The organism is Bradyrhizobium sp. PMVTL-01 (assembly GCF_051861855.1).
In the GTDB taxonomy this organism is placed as follows: domain Bacteria; phylum Pseudomonadota; class Alphaproteobacteria; order Rhizobiales; family Xanthobacteraceae; genus Bradyrhizobium.
This window is the reverse complement of sequence record NZ_CP193982.1, coordinates 3,042,080-3,063,366: the sequence shown is the minus strand read 5'-3', so window position 1 is coordinate 3,063,366 and position 21,287 is coordinate 3,042,080. Positions and strand designations below refer to the sequence as shown.

Annotated in this window: 18 protein-coding genes and 1 pseudogene; 6 read left to right on the top strand and 13 right to left on the bottom strand. The window is 65.9% G+C overall.

The annotated features are described in order from the left end of the window. Positions 1-81: 81 nt before the first annotated feature. The gene (locus tag ACRQ5Q_RS13985) at positions 82-1,494 is read right to left on the bottom strand and encodes a mannose-1-phosphate guanylyltransferase/mannose-6-phosphate isomerase (RefSeq protein WP_439369336.1); all 1,413 of its coding nucleotides are present in this window, start codon (positions 1,492-1,494) and stop codon (positions 82-84) included. A gap of 7 nt (positions 1,495-1,501) precedes the next feature. After that, positions 1,502-2,491 (bottom strand): SDR family NAD(P)-dependent oxidoreductase, encoded by a 990-nt coding sequence (locus ACRQ5Q_RS13980; protein WP_439398383.1) that lies wholly within the window; start codon positions 2,489-2,491, stop codon positions 1,502-1,504. Between the two features lie 230 nt (positions 2,492-2,721). Here ACRQ5Q_RS13980 and ACRQ5Q_RS13975 point away from each other — a divergent pair, with 230 nt between their 5' ends. Both ACRQ5Q_RS13975 and ACRQ5Q_RS13970 read left to right on the top strand, forming a co-directional pair. Then, positions 2,722-3,681 carry a lysylphosphatidylglycerol synthase transmembrane domain-containing protein gene (locus tag ACRQ5Q_RS13975; protein WP_439369338.1) on the top strand — a complete coding sequence of 320 codons (960 nt, stop codon included), beginning with the start codon at positions 2,722-2,724 and terminating at the stop codon, positions 3,679-3,681. Further along, a complete protein-coding gene (locus ACRQ5Q_RS13970; protein WP_439369340.1) occupies positions 3,678-4,688 on the top strand; it encodes an MraY family glycosyltransferase in 1,011 nt (336 codons plus the stop codon). Before ACRQ5Q_RS13975 ends, ACRQ5Q_RS13970 begins: the two co-directional genes overlap by 4 nt. Here ACRQ5Q_RS13970 and ACRQ5Q_RS13965 read toward each other — a convergent pair. The 6 genes from ACRQ5Q_RS13965 to rfaD form a co-directional block, all read right to left on the bottom strand. Continuing rightward, complete coding sequence (locus ACRQ5Q_RS13965; protein WP_439369342.1) at positions 4,676-5,623, bottom strand: NAD-dependent epimerase/dehydratase family protein; 948 nt, start codon at positions 5,621-5,623, stop codon at positions 4,676-4,678. The two genes, ACRQ5Q_RS13970 and ACRQ5Q_RS13965, sit on opposite strands and share 13 nt — an antisense overlap. Next, positions 5,620-6,840, bottom strand: a complete 1,221-nt coding sequence (locus ACRQ5Q_RS13960) for a glycosyltransferase family 4 protein (protein ID WP_439398381.1) — start codon at positions 6,838-6,840, stop codon at positions 5,620-5,622. The genes ACRQ5Q_RS13965 and ACRQ5Q_RS13960 overlap by 4 nt, the downstream gene beginning before the upstream one ends. A 2-nt stretch (positions 6,841-6,842) precedes the next feature. Continuing rightward, on the bottom strand, positions 6,843-8,756 hold the full coding sequence (locus tag ACRQ5Q_RS13955; protein WP_439369344.1) for an SDR family NAD(P)-dependent oxidoreductase: 1,914 nt from the start codon (positions 8,754-8,756) through the stop codon (positions 6,843-6,845). 84 nt (positions 8,757-8,840) lie between these two features. Beyond that, entirely contained in the window at positions 8,841-10,094 is a 1,254-nt protein-coding gene (locus ACRQ5Q_RS13950) for an O-antigen ligase family protein (protein ID WP_439399811.1), read from the bottom strand. Positions 10,095-10,147: 53 nt separating this feature from the next. Next, positions 10,148-11,632 (bottom strand): D-glycero-beta-D-manno-heptose-7-phosphate kinase, encoded by a 1,485-nt coding sequence (gene rfaE1 / locus ACRQ5Q_RS13945; protein WP_439369345.1) that lies wholly within the window; start codon positions 11,630-11,632, stop codon positions 10,148-10,150. A 12-nt stretch (positions 11,633-11,644) separates the two neighbouring features. Then, positions 11,645-12,625, bottom strand: a complete 981-nt coding sequence (gene rfaD / locus ACRQ5Q_RS13940; RefSeq protein ID WP_439398379.1) for an ADP-glyceromanno-heptose 6-epimerase — start codon at positions 12,623-12,625, stop codon at positions 11,645-11,647. A 171-nt stretch (positions 12,626-12,796) separates the two neighbouring features. On the opposite strand from rfaD, the gene waaF reads away from it, so the two are divergent. Continuing rightward, positions 12,797-13,867 carry a lipopolysaccharide heptosyltransferase II gene (waaF, locus tag ACRQ5Q_RS13935; RefSeq protein ID WP_439398377.1) on the top strand — a complete coding sequence of 357 codons (1,071 nt, stop codon included), beginning with the start codon at positions 12,797-12,799 and terminating at the stop codon, positions 13,865-13,867. A gap of 177 nt (positions 13,868-14,044) precedes the next feature. Here the strand turns inward: waaF and ACRQ5Q_RS13930 are convergent, their stop codons facing one another. Beyond that, positions 14,045-15,082 (bottom strand): glycosyltransferase family 4 protein, encoded by a 1,038-nt coding sequence (locus ACRQ5Q_RS13930; protein ID WP_439398375.1) that lies wholly within the window; start codon positions 15,080-15,082, stop codon positions 14,045-14,047. A gap of 126 nt (positions 15,083-15,208) precedes the next feature. Here ACRQ5Q_RS13930 and galE point away from each other — a divergent pair, with 126 nt between their 5' ends. The 3 genes from galE to ACRQ5Q_RS13915 all read left to right on the top strand — a co-directional run bounded on the left by galE (position 15,209) and on the right by ACRQ5Q_RS13915 (position 18,880). After that, a complete protein-coding gene (gene galE, locus ACRQ5Q_RS13925) occupies positions 15,209-16,222 on the top strand; it encodes a UDP-glucose 4-epimerase GalE (RefSeq protein ID WP_439369349.1) in 1,014 nt (337 codons plus the stop codon). A 117-nt stretch (positions 16,223-16,339) separates the two neighbouring features. Then, entirely contained in the window at positions 16,340-18,142 is a 1,803-nt protein-coding gene (locus ACRQ5Q_RS13920) for an ABC transporter ATP-binding protein (protein WP_439398373.1), read from the top strand. 36 nt (positions 18,143-18,178) lie between these two features. After that, a complete protein-coding gene (locus ACRQ5Q_RS13915) occupies positions 18,179-18,880 on the top strand; it encodes a fumarylacetoacetate hydrolase family protein (RefSeq protein ID WP_439398371.1) in 702 nt (233 codons plus the stop codon). 65 nt (positions 18,881-18,945) lie between these two features. On the opposite strand, the gene ACRQ5Q_RS13910 is transcribed toward ACRQ5Q_RS13915, so the two are convergent. The 4 genes and pseudogenes from ACRQ5Q_RS13910 to ACRQ5Q_RS13895 all read right to left on the bottom strand — a co-directional run. Then, positions 18,946-19,404, bottom strand: a complete 459-nt coding sequence (locus tag ACRQ5Q_RS13910; RefSeq protein ID WP_439398369.1) for a YybH family protein — start codon at positions 19,402-19,404, stop codon at positions 18,946-18,948. Between the two features lie 198 nt (positions 19,405-19,602). Next, a complete protein-coding gene (locus ACRQ5Q_RS13905) occupies positions 19,603-20,532 on the bottom strand; it encodes an aspartyl/asparaginyl beta-hydroxylase domain-containing protein (protein ID WP_439369354.1) in 930 nt (309 codons plus the stop codon). A gap of 145 nt (positions 20,533-20,677) precedes the next feature. Continuing rightward, on the bottom strand, positions 20,678-20,833 hold the full coding sequence (locus ACRQ5Q_RS13900; RefSeq protein WP_014493894.1) for a hypothetical protein: 156 nt from the start codon (positions 20,831-20,833) through the stop codon (positions 20,678-20,680). Positions 20,834-20,941: 108 nt separating this feature from the next. Continuing rightward, positions 20,942-21,148, bottom strand: a pseudogene (locus ACRQ5Q_RS13895) (LysR family transcriptional regulator); the annotation flags it as partial. Positions 21,149-21,287 lie beyond the last annotated feature (139 nt).

Below are 21,287 nucleotides of genomic sequence, written 5' to 3'. Positions count from 1 at the left end.
AAAAGTTACACGTTTCCCGGGTCTTAAGCGGCGAAAGATACCGCTCTTTCGGCCCGGGCCGCGTGATTCGGAGCCTGCTGGTTACGACCTTTGATAGTCGTCTTCAATCCGGATGATGTCGTCCTCCCCGAGATAGGAGCCGGTCTGGACCTCGATCAGCTCCAGCATGATTTTACCGGGGTTTTCAAGGCGATGGACCGCGCCCATGGGGATGTAGATCGACTCGTTCTCGTGCACGGTCTTCACGGTCTCGTTGACGGTGACCCGGGCCGCGCCGCGGACCACGATCCAGTGCTCGGCACGATGGTGGTGCTTCTGCAGCGACAGCCGTCCGCCCGGCTTCACCACGATGCGCTTGACCTGGTGGCGTGCGCCGTTGTCGACGGACTGATAGCTGCCCCACGGACGGTGCACCTTGAGATGCTCCTCGGTGACCTTCGGCGCGACCGTCTTGAGCTTGGTCACCAGACGCTTCAGGCCGTTGGCATCCTTCTGGCGCGAGACCAGCACCGCGTCCGCAGTCGCGACCACGACGAGATCATCGACGCCTTCGAGCGCGACCAGCGCGGAATCGGAGGTGACGTTGCAGTTGCGGGAATCCTCGAACACCGCGGTGCCATGCGCCGCGTTGCCCTGCGCGTCCTTCTCGGACAGCTCCCACACCGCATGCCAGGAGCCGACATCGGACCAGCCGCAGGACACCGGCACCACGGCGGCGCGCGAGGTCTTCTCCATCACGGCGTAGTCGATCGAGATCGCCTTGGCCGCACCGAAGGCCTCGGGCTCCAGCGTCACGAAGCCGAGATCGCGGCCGGCATTGTTGACCGCGTTGGAGATCGCCTCGACGCTGGCCGCATCGACCTTGCGGTATTCATCGAGCAGGAGGCTGGCCGGGAACATGAAGTTGCCGCTGTTCCAGAGATAGCCCGAATTGACGTAGTCGGCGGCCGTCACGGCATCAGGCTTCTCGACGAAGCGGACGACCGCATGCACCTGGCCGGAGATCACCTCGCCCGGGCTGATATAGCCGTATTCGGTCGCCGGCCGCTCCGGCTTGACACCGAAGGTGACGATGCGCCCGACGCTCGCGGCGGTGAGGCCCTCGCGGCACGCCGCGACGAAAGCGGCATTGTCCTGCACGACGTGATCGGCGGCGAGCGCGAGCACGATCGCTTCACTGGTGCGGTTCTGCGCGAAGACGGCGCCCGCGGCGATCGCGGGGCCGGAGTCGCGCCGCATCGGCTCGAGGATCACGTCGGCCTCGATGCCGATCTCGGCGAGCTGCTCCAGCACCATGAAGCGATAGGCCGCATTGGTGATGACGATCGGGCGATCGAACAACGATGCATCGGAGACGCGCAGCAGCGTGTCCTGGAAGGTCGAGCGGGCGCCGAACAGCGGCAGGAACTGTTTCGGGCGCACCTCGCGCGAGGCGGGCCACAACCGCGTGCCGGCACCGCCGCACATGATCAGGGGGATAATGCGTTTGTCCATCGTCATCTCAAACCTTGAAGTAGTCCCGATACCAGGTGACAAAATTACGGACCCCCTGCGCGATCGGCGTTGACGGCGCAAAGCCGGTGTCGCGCATCAGGTCGTCGACATCCGCGAACGTTTCCAAGACGTCTCCCGGCTGCATCGGCAGCAATTCTTTGATCGCCGTCCGACCCAGCTCCTGCTCCAGGAGTCCGACCACATGCATCAGCTCCTCGGGGTGGTGGTTGCCGACATTGTAAACCCTAGACGGCGCATTTGCGGCAGCCGGATCATCCGCAGGCACCCGATCGATCAGCTTGGACACGACACGGCTGACGTCGTCAATATAGGTGAAGTCGCGGCGCATCCTGCCATGGTTAAAGAGCCGGATCGGCCGGCCCTCCATGATGGCGTTCACAAACAGGAACATGGCCATATCCGGCCGTCCCCACGGACCGTAGATGGTGAAGAAGCGCAAGGCGGTGACCGGCAGCCGGTAGAGGTGGCTGTAGGACTGCGCCATCACCTCGTTGGCCTTCTTGGTCGCGGCGTAGAAGCTCACCGGATGGTCGGTGCGGTCCTTGACCGCAAATGGCAGTTTCGTGTTGGCGCCGTAGACGGAGGATGACGAGGCGTAGACGAGATGGCGGCAGCCGTTGTGGCGGCAGCCCTCCAGCACGTTGAGAAAGCCTATCAGATTGGAATCGGCGTAAGCCTGCGGCTGGTCGATCGAATAGCGCACGCCGGCCTGGGCGGCCATGTGCACGACCTGCGTGAATCGGTGGCGCGCAAACAGCGCCGCGATGGCCGCGCGGTCGGCGAGATCGGCCTCGACGAAGGCGAAACGGGAATCGCGGCCAAGCAGTTCCAGCCGCGCCCGTTTCAGCGCAGGGTCGTAATAGCTGTTGAGATTGTCGAGCCCCACGACCGGCCGGCCTTCGGCCAAAAGCTGTCGGGCGAGGTGAAAGCCGATGAATCCGGCGGCTCCCGTGACCAAAATCGCGTGATCCGTCATCCTGTTCCCGAGGGACCCGATCCCCGGCCTTTCTGCGCCTCTTTAGCTGCCGTATCGCGGGGCTCGCAAGTGCCGTCCGGCCCGTCATAGCGGCTGTTCATGACCGCCTGTTATAACTGCTCTTATCAGCGCTATTGCAAGATCGGCTCCAAAACCATACCAAAGCGCCCGAATTCGGCGCCTCGCGTCGGGTTGCCACAGTCTTCGCAAACCCAGTACATGCGGGCGAGATGCGCCGAATCCTGCTTTCTGCGGCCAAGATCCTGATTTCCGCGGCGCTGCTCTACCTGGCGCTGCGCAAGGTCGACCTGTCCGAGCTGTTTTCGCGTTTCACCGTGACCAGCCTGTTCTGGATCGGCCTCGCGATCGCGATCACGTTCCTGCAGATCTTCGTCGGCGCGCTGCGCTGGCGCGAGATCAGCGCCGCATGCGGTGCGCCGCTCGAGCTCGCCCGCGCGATGCGCTACAACGTGATCGGCTCGTTCTTCAACCAGACCCTGCCCTCCGCGATCGGCGGCGATGCGGTCCGGCTGTGGCTGGTCGCGCGCGCCGGCGCCGGCTGGCGCGCGGCCACCTACTCGATCTTCGTCGATCGCGCCATCGGCCTGATTGCGCTCGCGATCCTCATCGTCGCCAGCCTGCCCTGGAGTTACGCCCTCATCACCGATCCGCACGGGCGCTCGGCGCTGCTGCTGGTCGACCTCGCCGCGCTCGCCGGCGGCCTCGGCTTCCTGGTGTTCGGCGCGCTGAAATGGCGCTGGCTGAAAACCTGGTGGGCCACGCATCACATCCACGCCTGCGCCGTGATCGCGAACCGCGTGATCTTCAGCCGTACGCGCGGACCGATCGTCTCGATCCTGTCGCTTGCCGTACACGTGCTCACCGTCGTCATCGCCTGGTGCGTCGTGCAGTCGATTGCGGCTCCCGTCGGCTTCGGCGACGTGTTCCAGCTCGTGCCCCCGGTGATGCTGATCACGATGATGCCGATCTCGATCGCGGGCTGGGGCGTGCGCGAGGCCACCATGGGCCTCGCCTTCGGCTTTGCCGGGCTTGCCGCCAACGAGGGCGTCAACATCTCGCTGCTGTTCGGCGCGGTGTACTTCGTGGTCGGCGCGATCGGCGGCCTCGTCTGGATCCTGAGCGCGGAGAAAGCCGCGCAAGGCTCGGCACCGATCGGAGTGCCGGAGTGAGCCCTGCCACCGAAGCCGTGCCCGCGCTGCTTGCCCTGGCGATTGCCGCGCTGATATCGGCGCTCATCACCTGGACCAGCCGCCCCCTGCTCCAGCGCTACGCGCTGGCGCGGCCGAATGCACGCTCCTCGCACCGCGTCCCGACGCCTCAGGGTGCGGGTATCGCGGTGATCGGCGCGACGCTTCTCGTCACCTCGGTGTGGGCTGCCTGGGCGAACGTCGCGATCCCGCCGGCGCTGGTCATTGCGACGATCGTGATCGCACTGGTGGGGTTCGCCGATGATATCCTGTCACTGCCCGTGCTGGTGCGGCTCGTGCTGCAGGCCGCCGCCGTCGGCGCCGTCGTGTTCACTGCGCCCGAAACGGCGCGCATCGTGCCGGCGATGCCTCTTGCGCTGGAGCGCGGCCTCATCCTGCTCGCCGGAATCTGGTTCGTGAACCTCGTCAACTTCATGGACGGGCTCGACCTGATGACGGTCGCCGAAGTCGTGCCGGTCGCCGCGGCGCTGCTGCTGCTCGGATGGCTGGGCGATCTGTCCTGGCCGGCGGCAGTCGTCGCCACCGCGCTCTGCGGCGCCATGATCGGCTTTGCGCCCTTCAACAAGCCGGTCGCAAAAGTGTTCTTGGGCGATGTCGGCAGCCTGCCGATCGGCCTCCTCCTCGGCTGGTGCCTGCTCGAGCTCGCCTGGCAGGGGCAGGCGGCTGCGGCGTTGCTGCTGCCGGCCTATTATTTCACTGATGCCACCATCACCCTGTTTCGGCGCATCGCGCGCCGCGAGCAGTTCTGGTCGGCGCACCGTTCGCATTTCTATCAGCGCGCGACCGACAACGGTTTTTCGGTGTCCCGGGTGACTTGTGAGGTCTTCCTGCTCAACCTCGTGCTCGCTGGGCTTGCGATCCTCGCCGTTCGCGCGGCGACAATGGCGGTCACGCTGCCCGCGCTGCTCGCCGGCGCGATCGCGGTCGGCTTCGTGCTGCGGCGCTTCTCCCGCCCTCAAGGTTCCTGAGCCGACAGCGCAAGCCGCAGGCCCTCGTCGAGCGAGACCTCCGGCTGCCAGCCGGTCGCGAGGGCCTTGGAGACGTTGAGCTCGAGCGAGCCGATCAGGCTGTCATGCGTTTCCTGCCGTCCCGTCACGTTGAGGAGTATGGCGAGCAGGTCCGGCGGCATGCGGAACAGACGCGGGATCTTGCCGGAGGCCCGCCCCAGGCGCTCGATGAATTCGGGTGTCGAGACCTGTTCCCTGTCGGCCACCAGGAAGATCTCGAAATTGCCGGCCGCGGCGGGGTGGGCAAGCCGGCGCACGATGAACGAGGACAGGTTTTGCACGGCAAGGAAGGCGCGGTGATTGCGGATCGCGCCAAAGGGCAGCGGCAGCCCCAGGCTGACCGCACGCGTCAAGAGCGCGAAATTGCCCTTGGCGCCCGCCCCGTAGACCAGCGGCGGCCTGATCACCGAGATCTTCATGGCGCCGTCGCGCGCCAGCGTCCGGAGGCCCGCCTCGGCCGCGGCCTTGGACATGCCGTAGAGGCCGCGCGGCGTCGGGATATCGTCCTCGCTGAAGGGGGCGCGGCCGTCGTTGCTGCGACCGTGCACGAGCACGGTGCTGACGAAGATGAACTGGCGCGCGCCTGCCATCGCCGCCGAGCGCGCCAGATGCAGCGTGCCGGCGATGTTGACGTTGCGGTAGAGCTGAACGGCGTGCTCCTCGTGCTTGTGATGCACGCGCGCGGCGAGATGGACGACGGCGTCGACGCCTTCGAGCGCCGCCTGCCAGTCGGTGTCGGGACCGATCGTCTCGATCACGACCTCGTCCTCGGTGCCTTCGGCGCGGCGCACGGCACGGCGCACCGACCAGCCCGCACGCGCGAGCGCTGGCACGACATGACGGCCGACAAAGCCGCTAGCTCCCGTCACCAGCACGACCGGTTTGCTCTCGCTCATCGCGTCTCCGTAAGGTCCGGGTTGCGCAACAATTCGTCGACCAGAGCGGCATAGGCGTTCATCGCGGTGGCGCGATCGAACCGCGCCGCCGCCTTCACCGCACGCTCCGCCATGGCAGCATCATCGGAACGGGAGGCCGCGCGGATTGCGTCTGCGAGCCGATCGGCGCGGCCCGGCGTCACGACCCAGCCGAGCCCGTTCTCCACCACCGTCAACGCGGCCTCGGCCTCCGGCTCCGAGACCAATGCCACGGGACGGCCGACCGCCAGTAGATTGTAAAACCGGCTCGGCACCGACACACCCGCAACGTCCTTCCGGTATGGAATGATCCAGAGATTGGCCGACGCCAGGAACGCCTCGAGCTCGGCGTCCTCGACCCGGGCCACGAAGGACACATTGGGCAGGTTTGCTTCCGCCTGCAACTGTTTCAGCCGCGCGAAGCCGACGCCCCAGCCGGACAGCAGGAAGTGGATGTCCGGCTCGTCCCTGAGCAGGCGCGCCGCCTCGAACACGATCTCCGGATCATGGGTGAAGCCGAGATTGCCCGACAGGCCGACGACGAAACGCGCGGAAATCGCTTTGCGGAATGGATTGTCCTGCGACAGGGGACGCGGCCCTGGCACCAGCGTCGCCCAGTTCGGGATGAACCGGATCTTGTTCCGTCGCATGCCGGAATAGCCGAGCAGCGGCCGCTCGGCGTCGCGGCCGATGGTGATGACGGCGTTGAGCGCACGGAACATCAGGCTGTTGGCAAAGCGCATCGTCCGCGTCACGGGCGAGCCCGGCTTCAGCAGGCCCGCCATCACCAGCACGTCGGGAAAGAGGTCGTGCATGATCAGCGCGGAGCGCGCGCCCTTGAGCCTTGCCGCGGCGGCGACGGCGTAGGGCAGCATGAACGGGGCCGTGACGGTGAGCACGACGTCACTTCGCCGGAGCTCCCGAATCAAGGCGAGGAACGTACGCGCCACGAACAGCAGCTCGGACGCCCCGCGCCGCACCAGCGCCGCCTTTCCCGCCATCCGGTTCCTGACCGCCACGACGCGCGGCTTGCCGGGACCGGTCTGCGAGGCCGGCAGAGCGCCCGGTGAGCCCGACAGCACGACGACCTCGTGATCCCCGGCGATGCGGCAGGCGATCTCCGCCATGATCGCCGCGGTCGTGCTCGGATCCGGCGGATAATGCTGGCTCGCGACGACGATCTTGCCTTGGGGCTGCATGGTCAGGCCGCGGTCGACCCGAATTCCGGGACCGCATCCTTCAGGATCGTCCTGATGGTGGCGCGATCGTCGCGGGCGATCGCCTGCTCGAGCGCTGCGATCCATTTGCGCAGCGTCTGCATCGGCGGCTCGTTCGGCTGCGCCGCCATGATGCCGGCGACGCCGATCTCGCGGGTCGGCTCCTCGGAGGCGAACAGGATCTCGTGCAGCCGCTCGCCCGGCCGCATGCCGGTGAACACGATCTCGATGTCGTAGCCCGGCTGCAGGCCGGACAGGCGGATCATGCGCTCGGCGAGATCGACGATCTTCACCGGCTGGCCCATGTTCAGCACATAGACCGACACGTCCGGGCGCGCCGTTCCAAGCGCGTGCGTCGCCGCCGTGATGACGAGGTCGCAGGCCTCGCGGATGGTCATGAAGTAGCGGACCATGTCGGGATGCGTCACCGTCACCGGACCGCCGGCCTCGATCTGGGCCTTGAACTTCGGCACCACCGAGCCGTTCGAGGCCAGCACGTTGCCGAACCGGACCGAGATCAGCCGCATCGGCGGCCTGGCACCGCTGCTGCCCGCGGCAAGATCATGGTCGAGCGCCTGGCAGTACATCTCGGCGAAGCGCTTGGTGAGGCCCAGCATCGACACCGGCTCGATCGCCTTGTCGGTCGAGATCATCACCATGGCCTCGGCGCCGGCGGCGTGCGCGGCATCGGCGACGTTGATCGAGCCGAAGATGTTGGTCTTGACGCCCTCGCTCCAGTCGCGCTCGAGGATCGGCACGTGCTTGAGGGCCGCGGCGTGGAACACGATGTCGGGCTTGAACTCGGCCATCAGGCGCATGATCCGCTCGCGGTCGCGGATGTCGGCGATTCGTCCTTCGATCGCGGCGGCCGCACCGTGCGCGGCGAGCGCCTCCGTGACCGCGTAGAGCGCCGGCTCGGAATTTTCCACGATCAGCAGGCGCGCGGCGCCGAAGGCGACGACGCGCTCGCAGATCTCGGAACCGATCGAACCGCCGCCGCCGGTGACGATCACCGCCTTGCCCCTGATCAGGGCTTCGAGACGCGCATAGTCGATCTTCTCGCTCGGCCGCAGCAGGAGATCCTCGACTGCGACGGCCGTGAGACGCGGCGTATCTCCGCTCTCCAGCGAAGGCATGCGGTTGACGATCACACCCAGCTTGCGCGCCCGCATCAGGATCGATTCCGGATGCGCGTCCGGCTCGAACGCCGACGGCGTCATGATAAGGCGTCCGATCGGCTTGTTGCGCTTGGCGAAGTCGGTGATGACGTCCTCGACGTCGTCGATGCCGCCGAGCACGGGCACGTTGCGGATGAAATGGCCGCGATCCGAGCTCGACGGCGACAGGACGCCGACCGGCCAGATGCGCTTGATCGCCCCGCTCTCGATCCCGCGCAGCAGCACCTCGGCATCCGCAGCCCGGCCGATCAGCAGCGTCGGCGCGGCATCCTCGGTGCGGGCATGGCGCCGCACCCGCGTGTAGCGGAAGTAGCGGTAGGCCATGCGCAGTGCGCTGAGGAAGGCGATCTCGAGGAACCAGTACAGGACGATCGTCACCTTGCCGAGGAAGAAGGCACCACGGACGTTGGGAGCGACGAAGATGTAGTCGAGCACCAGCAGCGCCACCGTCAGCACGGTCGCGACGCGGATGATGTTCAGCGCATCCGGCAGCGAGATGAAGCGCCATTTCGTCGTGGTCAGGTTGGAGACGAAGAACACGACTACGCTGAAGGCGAGGAAGTAGGGCAGGATCTGAACCAGCAGCGGCAGGCGGTCGTAGAAGAAATCGCCGCCCTCGAAGCGCAGATAGAACGCGGCGAACAGCGCCGCCGTGGTCGCCAGCAGGTCGTGGAGCGCGATCAGAAAATTGCGCAAGGTGAGATGCGAAAGGCGCGTCATTCGCGGACCGATGAATATCCCGTTGGGTGCAACCTGACCGCGCTGATAGCCCATCTTAGCAAGACTTGCCAGCCGCGCGGCCGTTCAGGAACCTGCTTCCCCCATCTTCGTCTCCGCCTGTTGTGCCCGGATTACCATGCCGCCGGCAACGCCGACGCCGATGACGTACATCCAGCCCTCGTGGAAATCGAACAGATGGGAGTTGAACAGGGAAGTGAAGACGTTCTGCACCACGACCAGGAGGCCGACATAATTCGCCAGTCCGTCGCCGCGGAACAGCAGGAGATGCAGGATCCAGATCGCGTAGAGAACGACGACGCCGATGACGCCCCATTGCACGGCGACATTCAGCGTCTGGTTATGCGGATTGCCGATCACCTCGGAGGACGCCCGGTGTGGGTCGGCGGGTGTTGCGACCTTCTCGAACAGGCCGCGCGTCGAGCCCGTGCCGTGCCCCTTGATCGGCGCCTCCGCGAAGAAGCCGATCGATTTCCGCCAGAATTCGATCCGCAGGCCCATCGAGGTCGGCTCGCCCTTCTCGACGTAGCGCGTATAGTCGCTGGCGAAGGTGTCGGCGGTCCTGCGCAGTTGCGGCGAGACCTGCCACGCCAGAGCCGCGCCGACGAGCAGGGCCGCGGAGATGATCGCGATGCTGCGCCATCTGAGGTGCAGCAGCGCAAACACGCCGAACATGACCGGGATGGTGACGAGCGCGGTGCGCGACACGATCACGAAGACCATGTTGACGAAGAAGCTCAGCGCCAGCGCGGTCAACAGTCCCGCGAGCCGGTAGCGCTTTTCGCGCAACAGCATCACGATCGGATAGGCCAGTCCGACCGCGCAGAGCGTGAATTCCTGGCTCTGGTCGATGTAGTTCTTCACGAAGATGCCGCGTTCGACCCGGTCGGACTTGATCGACAGGTCGGGATAGAAGGCGACCAGCCAGGACATCACCGACAGCAGCGCGCAGGACACCAGGAAGGCGACGAAGACCCAGCGTCCGCGCGATGAGCGCTCGAAATGATAGAGCAGAACCGGAAGCACCAGCAGCTTGACGGTCGGATTGACCGCGTAGAAGCGCGCGCCCCAACTCGCGTCCGACCACAGCGTCCCGACCAGCGCGAGCAGGACCAGCGCGATCGGAGCGATGCAGATCGGACGCTTCAGGAACTGCAGGAACGCACGGACGTCGAGGAACGGCAGCATGCACAGGAGCATCAGGGTGTTGAAGATCGCCGCCAGCGACGTCGACCAGGGCAGCGAGGCCGCAGTCAGGATCGCGAACCAGTCGACGGTCTCGCTCCAGGCTGCCGGGCTGCGCAAGCGGCGCGACAGCATCTGGCCGGTCGTCTCGCGGGCCAGCGTCGTCGCTTGACCTGTCACCTGAGCGGTCACTTGGCCCCTCCCCGCGCGCGATCCACCAGCGCCGTCGTGCTGAAACCCTGGAGAATGTCGACCAGCATGACCACCCCGCCCGCGGCCTCGACCACCTCGTGGCCGACCACCTGCGCGCGGGTGTAGTCGCCGCCTTTCACCAGCACGCTCGGCTTGATCCGCGTGATCAGCTCGAGCGGCGTGTCTTCCTGGAAAATGACGACGAGATCGACCGCTTCGAGTGCGGCGAGCACCTCGGCGCGCGCGCGCTCGTCCTGGACCGGGCGATCGGCGCCCTTCAGCCGCCGCACCGAGGCGTCGCTGTTGAGGCCCACGATCAGGCGGTCGCAGGCGGCACGCGCCGCCGTCAGCACCTTGACGTGGCCCGGATGCAGGATGTCGAAGCAGCCGTTCGTGAAGCCGACGCGGAGGTCCTGCCGGCGCCATCCGGCGAGTTGCGCGTCGAGCGTATCAGGCTCGAGCACGATCTTCTCCTCGGCCGCGAGATAAGCGTGCGGCAATATCCTGCGCCTCAGCTCGGCGGCACTGACGACGGCGGTGCCCTGCTTGCCGACGGCGACGGCGGCGGCAGCGTTGGCCACGCGCAGCGCCGTGTCCCAGTCCGCGCCCGCCGCGAGCGAGACCGCAAGCGCGGCGGCGACGGTGTCGCCGGCGCCGGAGACGTCGCGCACCTTCACGGGAACGGCAGGAACGTGGACGAACCCGCCGCCACGCGGCACCAGCGTCATGCCGTGCTCGCCCTGCGTGACCAGGATCGCCTCGCAATCGGCGAGCCGCATCACGTCCTCGCTGGCATCGACGATGCTCTGCGGGGTGTCGGCGCGGCTGCGGGTGGTTTCAGAAAACTCCTTGCGATTCGGCGTGAGCAGCGTCGCACCGCGATAGATCGCCCAGTTCAGGCTCTTGGGATCGACGATCACGGACTTGCCGAGCTTTCGCGCGGCATCGATGGTGTGGCGGATCACGCGCGCGGTCAGCACGCCCTTGGCGTAGTCGGACAGCAGCACGATGTCGGCGCGCGCGATCTGTGGCAGGATCGCCTCGATCAGCTCGGTCTCGACCGCGTCGGAGGCCGCGACCGCCTGCTCCCAGTCCGCGCGCAGCATGTGCGTGGAAAAATGCTCGGAGACGAAGCGGACTTTTCGCGTGGTCGGCCGCGACGGATCGCACACCAGCACGCTTTCGATAGCACCATGTTCGGCCAGCGCCGAGGCGAGCCGCTTGCCGGCATCGTCCGCGCCGACGAGGCCGACGAAGATGCAGCGTGCGCCGAGCGAAGCGATATTGCGCGCGACATTGCCGGCGCCGCCGATATGGATTTCGCTGCGCTGGGCGGCGATGACCGGGGTCGGCGCTTCCGGCGAGATCCGCGACACCTCGCCATAGACGAACTCGTCCAGCATGATGTCGCCGATGCAGAGCACCGTGCGGCCTGAGATCGTTTGCGCGAGGGCGTCGAAATCGAGAATGGGCGTCGCCATGATCAAAAAGCCTCAGCGGAAACGGTCGGGCCGGTCGAGATAGTCCCCGACATAGGCCTTCACCGCGTCCTCGAGTGTCGTGAAGCCGCCGTTATAACCGGCGCGGCAGAGGCGATCGACCTCGCTCTGGGTGAAGTACTGGTAGGCGCCGCGGATGTTCTCGGGCATGTCGATGTATTCGATGTTGGGCCTGGTGCCGAGCGCGGCATAGGCCGCCAGCATCAGGTCCTTGAAGCTGCGCGCCTGGCCGGTTCCGACATTGAAGAGGCCCGACACGGAGGGCGTTGCCAGCAGCCACATGATGACGCGCACGACGTCGTCGACATAGATGAAGTCGCGGCGCTGATCGCCGTCGGCGATGCCCTCGCGATGCGACTTGAACAGCTGCACGACGCGGCCCGCCTTGACGTCGTCGAAGCGGCGCGCGAGCACGCTCATCATCGAACCCTTGTGGTATTCGTTCGGGCCGAACACGTTGAAGAATTTCAGGCCCACGCATTGCGGCGGCAGCGGATCCCCGTTCGCGACACGCTCGGCGACCGCGAGATCGAACATGTGCTTGCTCCAGCCGTAGAGATTCATCGGCCGCAGTTTTTTCAGGGCCGGCAGCGAGGCATCGTCGCCGAAGCCGGCCTCGCCGTCACCATAGGTCGCTGCCGAGGAAGCGTAGATGAACGGCACGGCACCGGCCGTGCACCACTCCAGCAGGCGCATCGACATCCGGAAATTGGTCTCGAACACGTGGTCGCCGTCGGTCGCGGTGGTCGCGGAGATCGCCCCGAGATGGATCACGGCATCGAGCTTGCGGCCATTCAGCCAGTCGAGCAGCTCGCCAGGGGGGACGATATCCACAAGCTGGCGCTTGGCCAGGTTCCGCCACTTGCCGTCGTTGCCGAGCAGGTCGCACACCACGACGTCGCTGCGGCCCGCGTCATTCAGCGCGGCCACGAGATTCGATCCGATAAAACCGGCCCCGCCGGTCACCAGCAACATTCACCTACCTGCCCGATTTCTTAAGGCCCGACCCTGCCGTAGCGCATCATCCGCCAAAGTGTAAGCATTTTGGGCAGGCGCCTTTTGGAGTCGCGCAATGCCTGCTTTACGTCTCGGCCCGGAGCGGCTAACCGAACCGCCACATCAGCTCGCCTTCGGCCCTATTAACGAATGAACCAAGATTCGCAACTTAGTGAGGGTGCAGACTGGGACGACACCCGGCCGATTCTGATCATTCCCTACATGTGGATCGGCGATTTCGTCCGGAATCATACCGTAGTGCGGGTCCTGAAGGAACGCTGGCCGAACCGGCCGGTCGATCTCCTGACCACGTCCCTATGCGCCCCGCTGGTCGATTACATGCCCGGCGTTCGCGAGGGGATTGTCTGGGACCTGCCGCGCAGCCGGCTGGCCGTAGGCCGGCAGTTCGGCCTTGCCAACCTCCTGCGGAAACGGGACTACGGCACCGCCCTGGTGCTGCCGCGGACCTGGAAGGCGGCCATCGCGCCGGCGCTCGCCGGTATTCCCGAACGGGTCGGTTTCGTCGGCGAGTTCCGGTTCGGCCTGCTCAACCGCTGGCGCTGGGGCGAGAAGAAGCTGCCGCGCTTCATCGACAAGAACGCTGCGCTGGCCCAGCCCGACGGCGCGCCCCTGCCCCCGGAATGGCCGGTGCCGCAATTGCGCGTTCCCGCCGAGGAGATCGTGCGCTGGCGGCAGGCCAATGGCCTCAGCGCAGGCTCCGCCGTGGCGCTGGCCCCCGGCTCGGTCGGGGTCTCAAAACGCTGGACCTATTATCCGGAAGCCGCCCGGCTGCTGGTCGAGCACGGGTTCGAGGTCTGGGTGGTCGGTGGCCCCGCCGAAAAGGGCCTCGCCCGGGAGATCGTCGCTGCGGGGGGCCCTGATGTCCGGGATCTCACCGGCAATGATCTGCGCAATGGCGTCCTCGCCATGGCTGCCGCCGGCGTCGCCATCTCCAACGATTCCGGCCTGATGCACATCGCAGCCGCCCTCGGCACGCCCACGATGGGCATCTTCGGCCCGACCAGCCCCTATCTCTGGGCCCCCCTCAACGGCCTCGCCGCGACCGTGGTCCAGGACAAGAGCGTGCTCTCCTGCCAGCCCTGCCAGAGCACGATCTGCAAGATGAACGACCACCGCTGCATGCGCGACATTGCGGCCGCGGAGGTGGTGGCGATCGCGCAGCGGGTGCTCGGTGAAGCGGGGGCGAGGGCCGAGACGTGAGGCCGCCGAGGCTCGCACCCATGGTAACATCCTGCCACTGTTTTGCCCGACGGGTCAAGTCCATTTCGTAAAATCAGCAACTGGATCACATCGGCCGCCAAGCCGTTGTTTCCATTATCGCCGGCTACTGTGCATGGGGTTGTTTTCGAGTTTTTGTTTGCGACCGCCAACCGGCATTCAAAGCAGCGGCCGATAGACCTCGCCGATCCGTGCCGCCTCCGCATCGAGGCTGAACTTTGCCAGCACCCGCGCCCGCCCGCGCTCGCCCATCGCGGTTGCGGCGGCCACGTCGCGCATCAGCGGCTCGAGCGCAGCCGCGAGCGCATCGGCATCTCCCGTCGGGATCAGCACGCCGTTGACACCATCTTCGACGACGAGCTCGGCCGCGCCGGCGCGTGCGGCGACGAGCGCGCTTCCCGCCGCCATCGCCTCGATCAGCGTCAAACCAAAACCTTCGTTGCGCGAGGTGAAGGCGTAGATCGTCAAACGCTGATACCAGCGCTGCACGTCCTCGACCGGCAGCTCGCCGGTGATGACGATGCGCGATTGCAGGCCGGCTGCCTCGATGCGCTTCTTCAGGTCGTTTGCGAAGGCAGTCTGTTCGGCAGTGATTTGTCCGACGATGATGGCGGTGAAGTCCGGATAGCGCGGCAGCAGGCGGCACATCGCATCGACGAACAGGTCGGTGCCCTTCTGCGCGCGCACACGGCCGAAGCAGCCGATGGCGAAGCGGCCCGGCAGCGCGGCTTCCGCGAACGCCGCCGCGCGATCGATCGGCGGCGCGTAAACGTCGGTGTCGACGCCGTGCGGGATCACCGTCGCCTTCACCTTCAGGAACGAGGCCGAGATCTCACTCGTCGCGATGACCACGTCCATGCGCCGGATCAGCCAGCGCGTGATCCAGCTGTGATGGCGCTGCGCCGCCGAGGTGAACACGAGCTTCAGCGGCCAGCCGAGCGCGCGCAGCACGACGCCCGCGATCATCTCGTTGTTGCGCCGCGCGTGCCAGATCACCGGCGCCTTGCGCCGCCAGAGCTTCAGGAAATCGGCTACACTCAGCCGCGCGATCGCCTCCGGCGCGTCGGAGCCGAACCAGGCGGCGCGATACAGTTTGGCCAGCCGCGGCGCCACCATCCGGTTGGTCGCGGTCACCCCGGAATAGCGCCTGTGCAGATTTGGCACGATCACCTCGAGATCGCCCTGGGGATTCGCCACGTCATGCTCCGTTTCGAATGGTCCCTATACGCAACATTAAGCATAGTGACCAGTTCAGCCGCCCCGATACCCCCTCTTCACCACGCAAGCGCTAGCCTTGCGCGTTGATCGAGGACGGGTGAGACCATGACTGTGCTAGTCACCGGCGGCGCCGGTTATATCGGAAGTCATACGGTCCTGGCGCTGGCGGAGGCCGGCGAGGACGTCGTCGTGATCGACGATCTCTCCACCGGCTTCTCGGCGTACTTGCCGGAAGGCGTGCCGCTGTTCATTGGCGATGCCGGCGACGAGAACCTGCTCGAAGGCGTCATCGCCCAGCACAACATCGAGAGCATCATCCATTTCGCCGGCTCGGTGGTCGTTCCGGAGTCGATGCGCGATCCGCTGGGTTATTACCGCAACAATTTCGTCACCGCGCGCAACCTGCTCAGCGTCGCCGTGAAGCGCGGCATCGGCCGCTTCATCTTCTCCTCGACCGCGGCGGTCTACGGCGATCCGGACCAGGTGCCGGTACCCGAGCATGCGCCGACCCGGCCGCTGTCGCCTTACGGCTCGTCGAAGCTGATGAGCGAGATCATGCTGCACGACGTCGCCGCCGCCTACGGCATGCAGTACGTGACCTTGCGCTATTTCAACGTCGCCGGCGCCGATCCGCAGGCACGCATCGGCCTTGCCACCGTCGGCGCCACGCATCTGCTCAAGATCGCGGTGGAGGCGGCAACCGGACAGCGTGCCAAGATCGACGTGTTCGGCACCGACTATCCGACCCCCGACGGCAGCTGCATCCGCGACTTCATCCACGTCTCGGACCTGTCGCAGGCCCATCTCTCGGCACTGGCTTACCTGCGCAACGGCGGCGCCTCGACCACACTGAATTGCGGCTACGGCCGCGGCTATTCGGTGCTGGAGACCATCGACGCCGTGCGCCGGGTATCGGGCCGCAGCTTCGCCATCCAGTACGCCCCGCGCCGGCCCGGCGACATCATGACCATGGTCGCCGATACCAGCCGCATCCGTGGCCTGCTCGACTGGAAGCCGCAATATGACGACCTCGAGACCATCGCGGCCCATGCGCTGGCCTGGGAGGACAAGCTGTTCCGCGAGCGCCGTGGCGAGCTCCGCCAAGCCGTCTCGGCCTAGATTCCGTCCGGACGCAAGCCCTTAATGGGGCTTGAAAAACCCCGCTTGAGCGGGCACAGAGGCCCATCGATCCCTGACGCGCGGGCAGGCTTGTCCTGCGCCGTCAATGGACTACGGATGGCCCAGTTTCCAAAGAAAATCACCGACGACCCCTATGCGGCAGCGGTCCTGATTCGCCGCCTCGTCACCGAACAGGGCATCGTCTACTGGCGGCGCTACCTCCTCGCCTTCGCGCTGATGGCGGTCGCCGCAGGCGCCACCGCATGCGCGACCTATGTGCTCGGCCAGGTCATCAACCAGGCCTATGTCGACAAGAACATCCCGGGCATCGCGATGTTCTCGGGGATCACGGTGCTCCTGCTCTTCATCAAGGGCGTGGCGACCTACGGCCACATGGTGATCCTGACCAAGATCAGCAACGCGATCCTCGCCACCAACCAGCGCCAGCTGTTCGCCAAGCTGATGCGCGAGAGCGTCGGCTTCTTCTCCGAGCGGCACTCCTCCGAATTCCTGGCGCGGCTGACGGCCGGCGCCAAGTCGATCACCGACGTGCTCAACATGCTGGTCAACGCCATCGGGCGCGACCTGTTGATGCTGCTTGCCATGATCGGCGTGATGGTGTGGCAGGATCCGCTGATGTCGTTCATCGGCCTCGTCGCGGTGCCGCCGGCGATGCTGGTGCTGCGCAAGCTGGTCAAGCGCATCAAGGGCCTCGCCTTCAACCAGTTCACCGGCACCGCCGACATCATGGAGACGATGCAGGAATCGCTGCAGGGCATCCGCACCGTCAAGGCGTTCACGCTGGAAGACACCATGCAGAAGCGCATCGACGAGAACATCGCGATCGTCGAGCGCAACGCCAACAAGATGGCCCGCGTCGCCAACCGCTCCAACCCGCTGATGGAGATGCTCGGCGGCTTCGCCGTCGCCGGCTGCCTGATGTACGGCGGCTATGCCGTGATCGCGCTCAACGCCACGCCTGGCGCGTTCTTCTCCTTCATGACCGCGTTCCTGATGGCGACCGAGCCGGCGAAGCGGCTGGCGCGGCTCAACATCGATCTCAACAGCCAGCTCGTCGGCGCGCGCATGCTGCTCGAGGTCATCGACAGTCCCGCCAGCGAGCGGTCCGACGACGACAAGCCGGCGCTGAAGCTCTCCGACGCCCGGATCGAGCTGCGCGACGTCAGCTTCTCCTATCGCGCCAGTGAGACCGTCCTCAACCGCATGAGCTTCGTGGCCGAGCCCGGCAAGGTCACCGCGCTGGTCGGCCCCTCCGGCGGCGGCAAGTCGACCGTGCTGGGGCTGCTCTTGCGCTTCTACGAGATCACGCAAGGCGACATCGTGATCGACGGCCAGTCGATCTCTAAGGTCTCGCGCAAATCGCTGCGCGCCCAGACCGCCTATGTCGGCCAGGACGTCTATCTGTTCCGCGACACCATCCGGAGCAACATCGCCTTCGGCAAACCGGGCTCGAGCGAGGACGAGATCATCGAGGCTGCGAAGGCGGCCTGCGCGCATGATTTCATCATGGGCTTCCCGCTCGGCTACGACACGCCGGTCGGCGAGCACGGCACGCAGCTCTCCGGCGGCCAGCGCCAGCGCATTGCGGTCGCGCGCGCGCTGCTCAAGAACGCACCGATCATCCTGCTCGACGAGGCTACCGCCGCGCTCGATTCCGAATCCGAGCGGCAGGTGCAGGAGGCGATCGAGCATCTTTGCCAGAACCGCACCACCATCGTGATCGCGCACCGCCTGCACACCATCATGCACGCCGACAGCATCCTGGTGGTCGAGGGCGGCGAGATCGTCGAGCAGGGCCGCCATGACGAATTGCTCCGCCGCGGCGGCCGCTACGCCTCGTTCTTCCGCCTGCAACATCGGGACGCCGGCGCTCTGGCGCCGATCAGCGCAACCGCCTAGAGTTCCTTACCACCTCAAGAGCAGCGAGACCGCTTCATGAACGCCGCCTCCTACGTCATTCCGCTTCCGCCCCAGGCTTCGCTTCCCGTCGTCGGGGAGAGCGGCCGTTTTCCGGTGCGCCGCATCTGGTGCGTCGGCCGCAACTATCTCGAGCACATCCGCGAAATGGGCAATGACGAGCGCGCCCCGCCGTTCTTCTTCGCCAAGCACGCCGACATGCTGGTGCCCGACGGCGCCACCATTCCATATCCGCCGCTGACCAAGGACCTGCATCACGAGGTCGAGCTGATCGTCGCCCTCAAGAGCGGCGGCCTCAACATCCCCGCCGACAAGGCGCTCGACCACGTCTACGGCTATGCCGTCGGCATCGACCTCACCCGCCGCGACCTCCAGATCGCCTCGCGCAAGAAGGAGCGTCCGTGGGAGATCGGCAAGTCGTTCGACGGCTCGGCGCCCGCCTCGGCATTGCAGCCGGCCTCGAAGATCGGCCATCCCTCCAAAGGCAAGATCTGGCTCACCGTCAACGGCAAGGAAGCCCAGACGGGCGACCTCAGCGAGATGATCTGGAACGTGCCGGAGATCATCTGGCAGCTCTCGCAGCAGGTGAAGCTCGCCGCCGGCGACATCATCATGACCGGCACGCCCGCCGGCGTGTCGCAGCTTCAGGTGGGCGACAAGCTCGAATGCGGCGTCGACGGCATCGGCACGCTGAAGGTGTCGATCGGGCGGCCGGAGTAAGCGACCCACCACCGCGGAATCAAAAGGCCCCGGAAACATCCGGGGCCTTTTCTATTGGCTTGCAGCTACCAGGCCTTCACCGGCCGGTTGGCGTGGCTTGCCTGCGGCACACCGCGATTGAGCGACATGTGCGAATGCACGCACAGCCAACCCTCGCCATTTCTCGAAAACACCATCGTCGCCCGGCCCGGTCGCGGAAACGCGCTGCCGTCGGGATGATAGCCCGTGCTCGTCCACGGCGCGATAACCGCCGCCATCGTGCCGTCGGCAGACGCCAGAACGGAGGCCTGGTCTAGGACGAAACGGAAGTCGGCCGTCTTCGGCCAGACGTTGTCCCATTGCGTCTCGACCCATTGCTCGAGACCGGGAATGACATCGTTGTGCGTGCCAAAGGCGAGCACGTCGGGATGGAAGAGCGGCCGCGCCGAGGCGTAGTCGACCTCTCGGACATAGCCAGCGAAGGAGTCCAGCCACTGGCGGAAGAACTGCGTGATCTCGGTGTTCGCGGTCGGCAAAGGCGCCATTGCCTGCTCCTTGTTCGGCAACTCGATTGCGACATCTTTGTTGCCCTGGGTCGAACTATTCAGCAAGACTCGCAGCAGCGGTTCGGATCGGAGGGTCCGCTGCGATCATCGACACGGACGCCAAGCCGGCATGAGACAAAAACAAAGCCCCGGAGATCACTCCGGGGCTTTGTGATTCCGAACTCCCGGGTCGTCGGATCACCGCAGCGCAGACAGCACGATCAGGCCGAGGATCAGCGCCGTCAGCGAGTATTTCAGCGTGTAGTACACGTTGCGGTTCCACTCCTTGACCTTGCGGCTGCCGAGATGGATCTCGTAAAGCTTGCCGAACACCTTGTTGAGCACGCCGACATTCTCGCCCTCGACGTTCTGGGTCGCCGACGCCTTCACGATGTGATGGCTGACCCAGCGATTGATCGCGGTCATGAAGCCGAACCTCATCGGGCGCTCGACGTCGCAGAACAGGATGATGCGGTTGACGTCGGTCGCATTCTCGGCGCTGTGGATGAAGGTCTCGTCGAACATGAAGGCCTCGCCGTCGCGCCAGACGCATTCGACGCCGTCGACGAGGATCCGGCACTTGTTCGAGTTCGGCGTCACGAGGCCGAGGTGATAGCGCAGGGAGCCGGCGAAGGGATCGCGGTGCGCACCCAGCTTGCCGCCCGGCGGCAGCATCGCGAACATCGCACCATGCACGCTCGGGATCGACTTGAGCAGTTCCACCGTCTTCGGACACAGCGTGTTCGCCGACGGCAGGAAGTCGTCGTACCATTTCAGGTAAAAACGCTTCCAGCCGCTCTTGAAGAACGAGTAGAAGCCCCAGTCGTTGTTCTTCGCCGCCGCGCGGATGAAGCCCTCGTCGAACAGGCGCACGGCCTCGTCGCGGATGGTCTCCCAGTTCTCGCTCAGCGGCTTCAGCTCCGGAAACTGATCGACCGAGATCACCGGCTTGTTCGGCACGGCCGAGCCGGCATACATCAGCACGTTGTAGGGCGCGAGATAGGTCGAGTGGTCGCCAAGCTGGCGCGCGAAGCGCAGCCGCTGCTTGCCGCGGAAGTGGACGTAGATCGTCGATGCCGCAAGCACATACAAAATGACGAGTTGCGGCGCAAAAAGCTGTTTCAGCATTTCCCCAAGTTCCCAAGTGACCCAGCCGGGACCCCATCTACTCCGCCCCGGCCCGAGCGGCAAGACATTCACCGGTGGGTTGCAATCACGCCGGGGAGAGCATGGGGATGGAACTTGCGGGCCAAGCCGGCCGAAACGAGCCGAATCAGGCCCGCGACAGCGCCTGCAGGCCCTTGAAGGTCAGCCGCTTGGGGTCGGTGACGCCGGCGAGATAGAGTCGGCGGATGAACGCGATCACGGCATCGCGGTCGCAATCGGTCAGCGCGACGACGGCGTCGACCGCAATCTTCTGGGCTTCCATTGGGCTCACCTCGGCCTTGCGAGTAACCCCGGCCGAGACAGGCTAGGACTCATCCGTTAAATCGGCGTTAACCGTTCGGGAACCATCACCGATTCACCCGGCCCGCCGGGCCAGCACGATCTCGAGCTCGCCGCGCGCGACCTGCTCGGCCACCTGGTACGAATACACCCGCGCCACGCCGCGCCCGGCGACAGCGGACGCCACGGCCGCATAGGTGCTGTTGACAACGAGCCGCGGGGAGAACTGCGCCGACGAGCCGGCTTGCGGCGAGAAGGTCCAGGAATTGGGCAGATGCGCCATCGCCACGATCTGGTGCAACCACCGCCGGCCGCTGATCCGGCATTCGTTCGCGCCACGAAAGAGTGTCTGCCGGGCAGCGGATATTCGCAAGCAAGCCGGCGCGGCGTACCTCAACGCCCAAGCCAGCCGCTGCTGGCGCAGGTGTTCAAGCCAA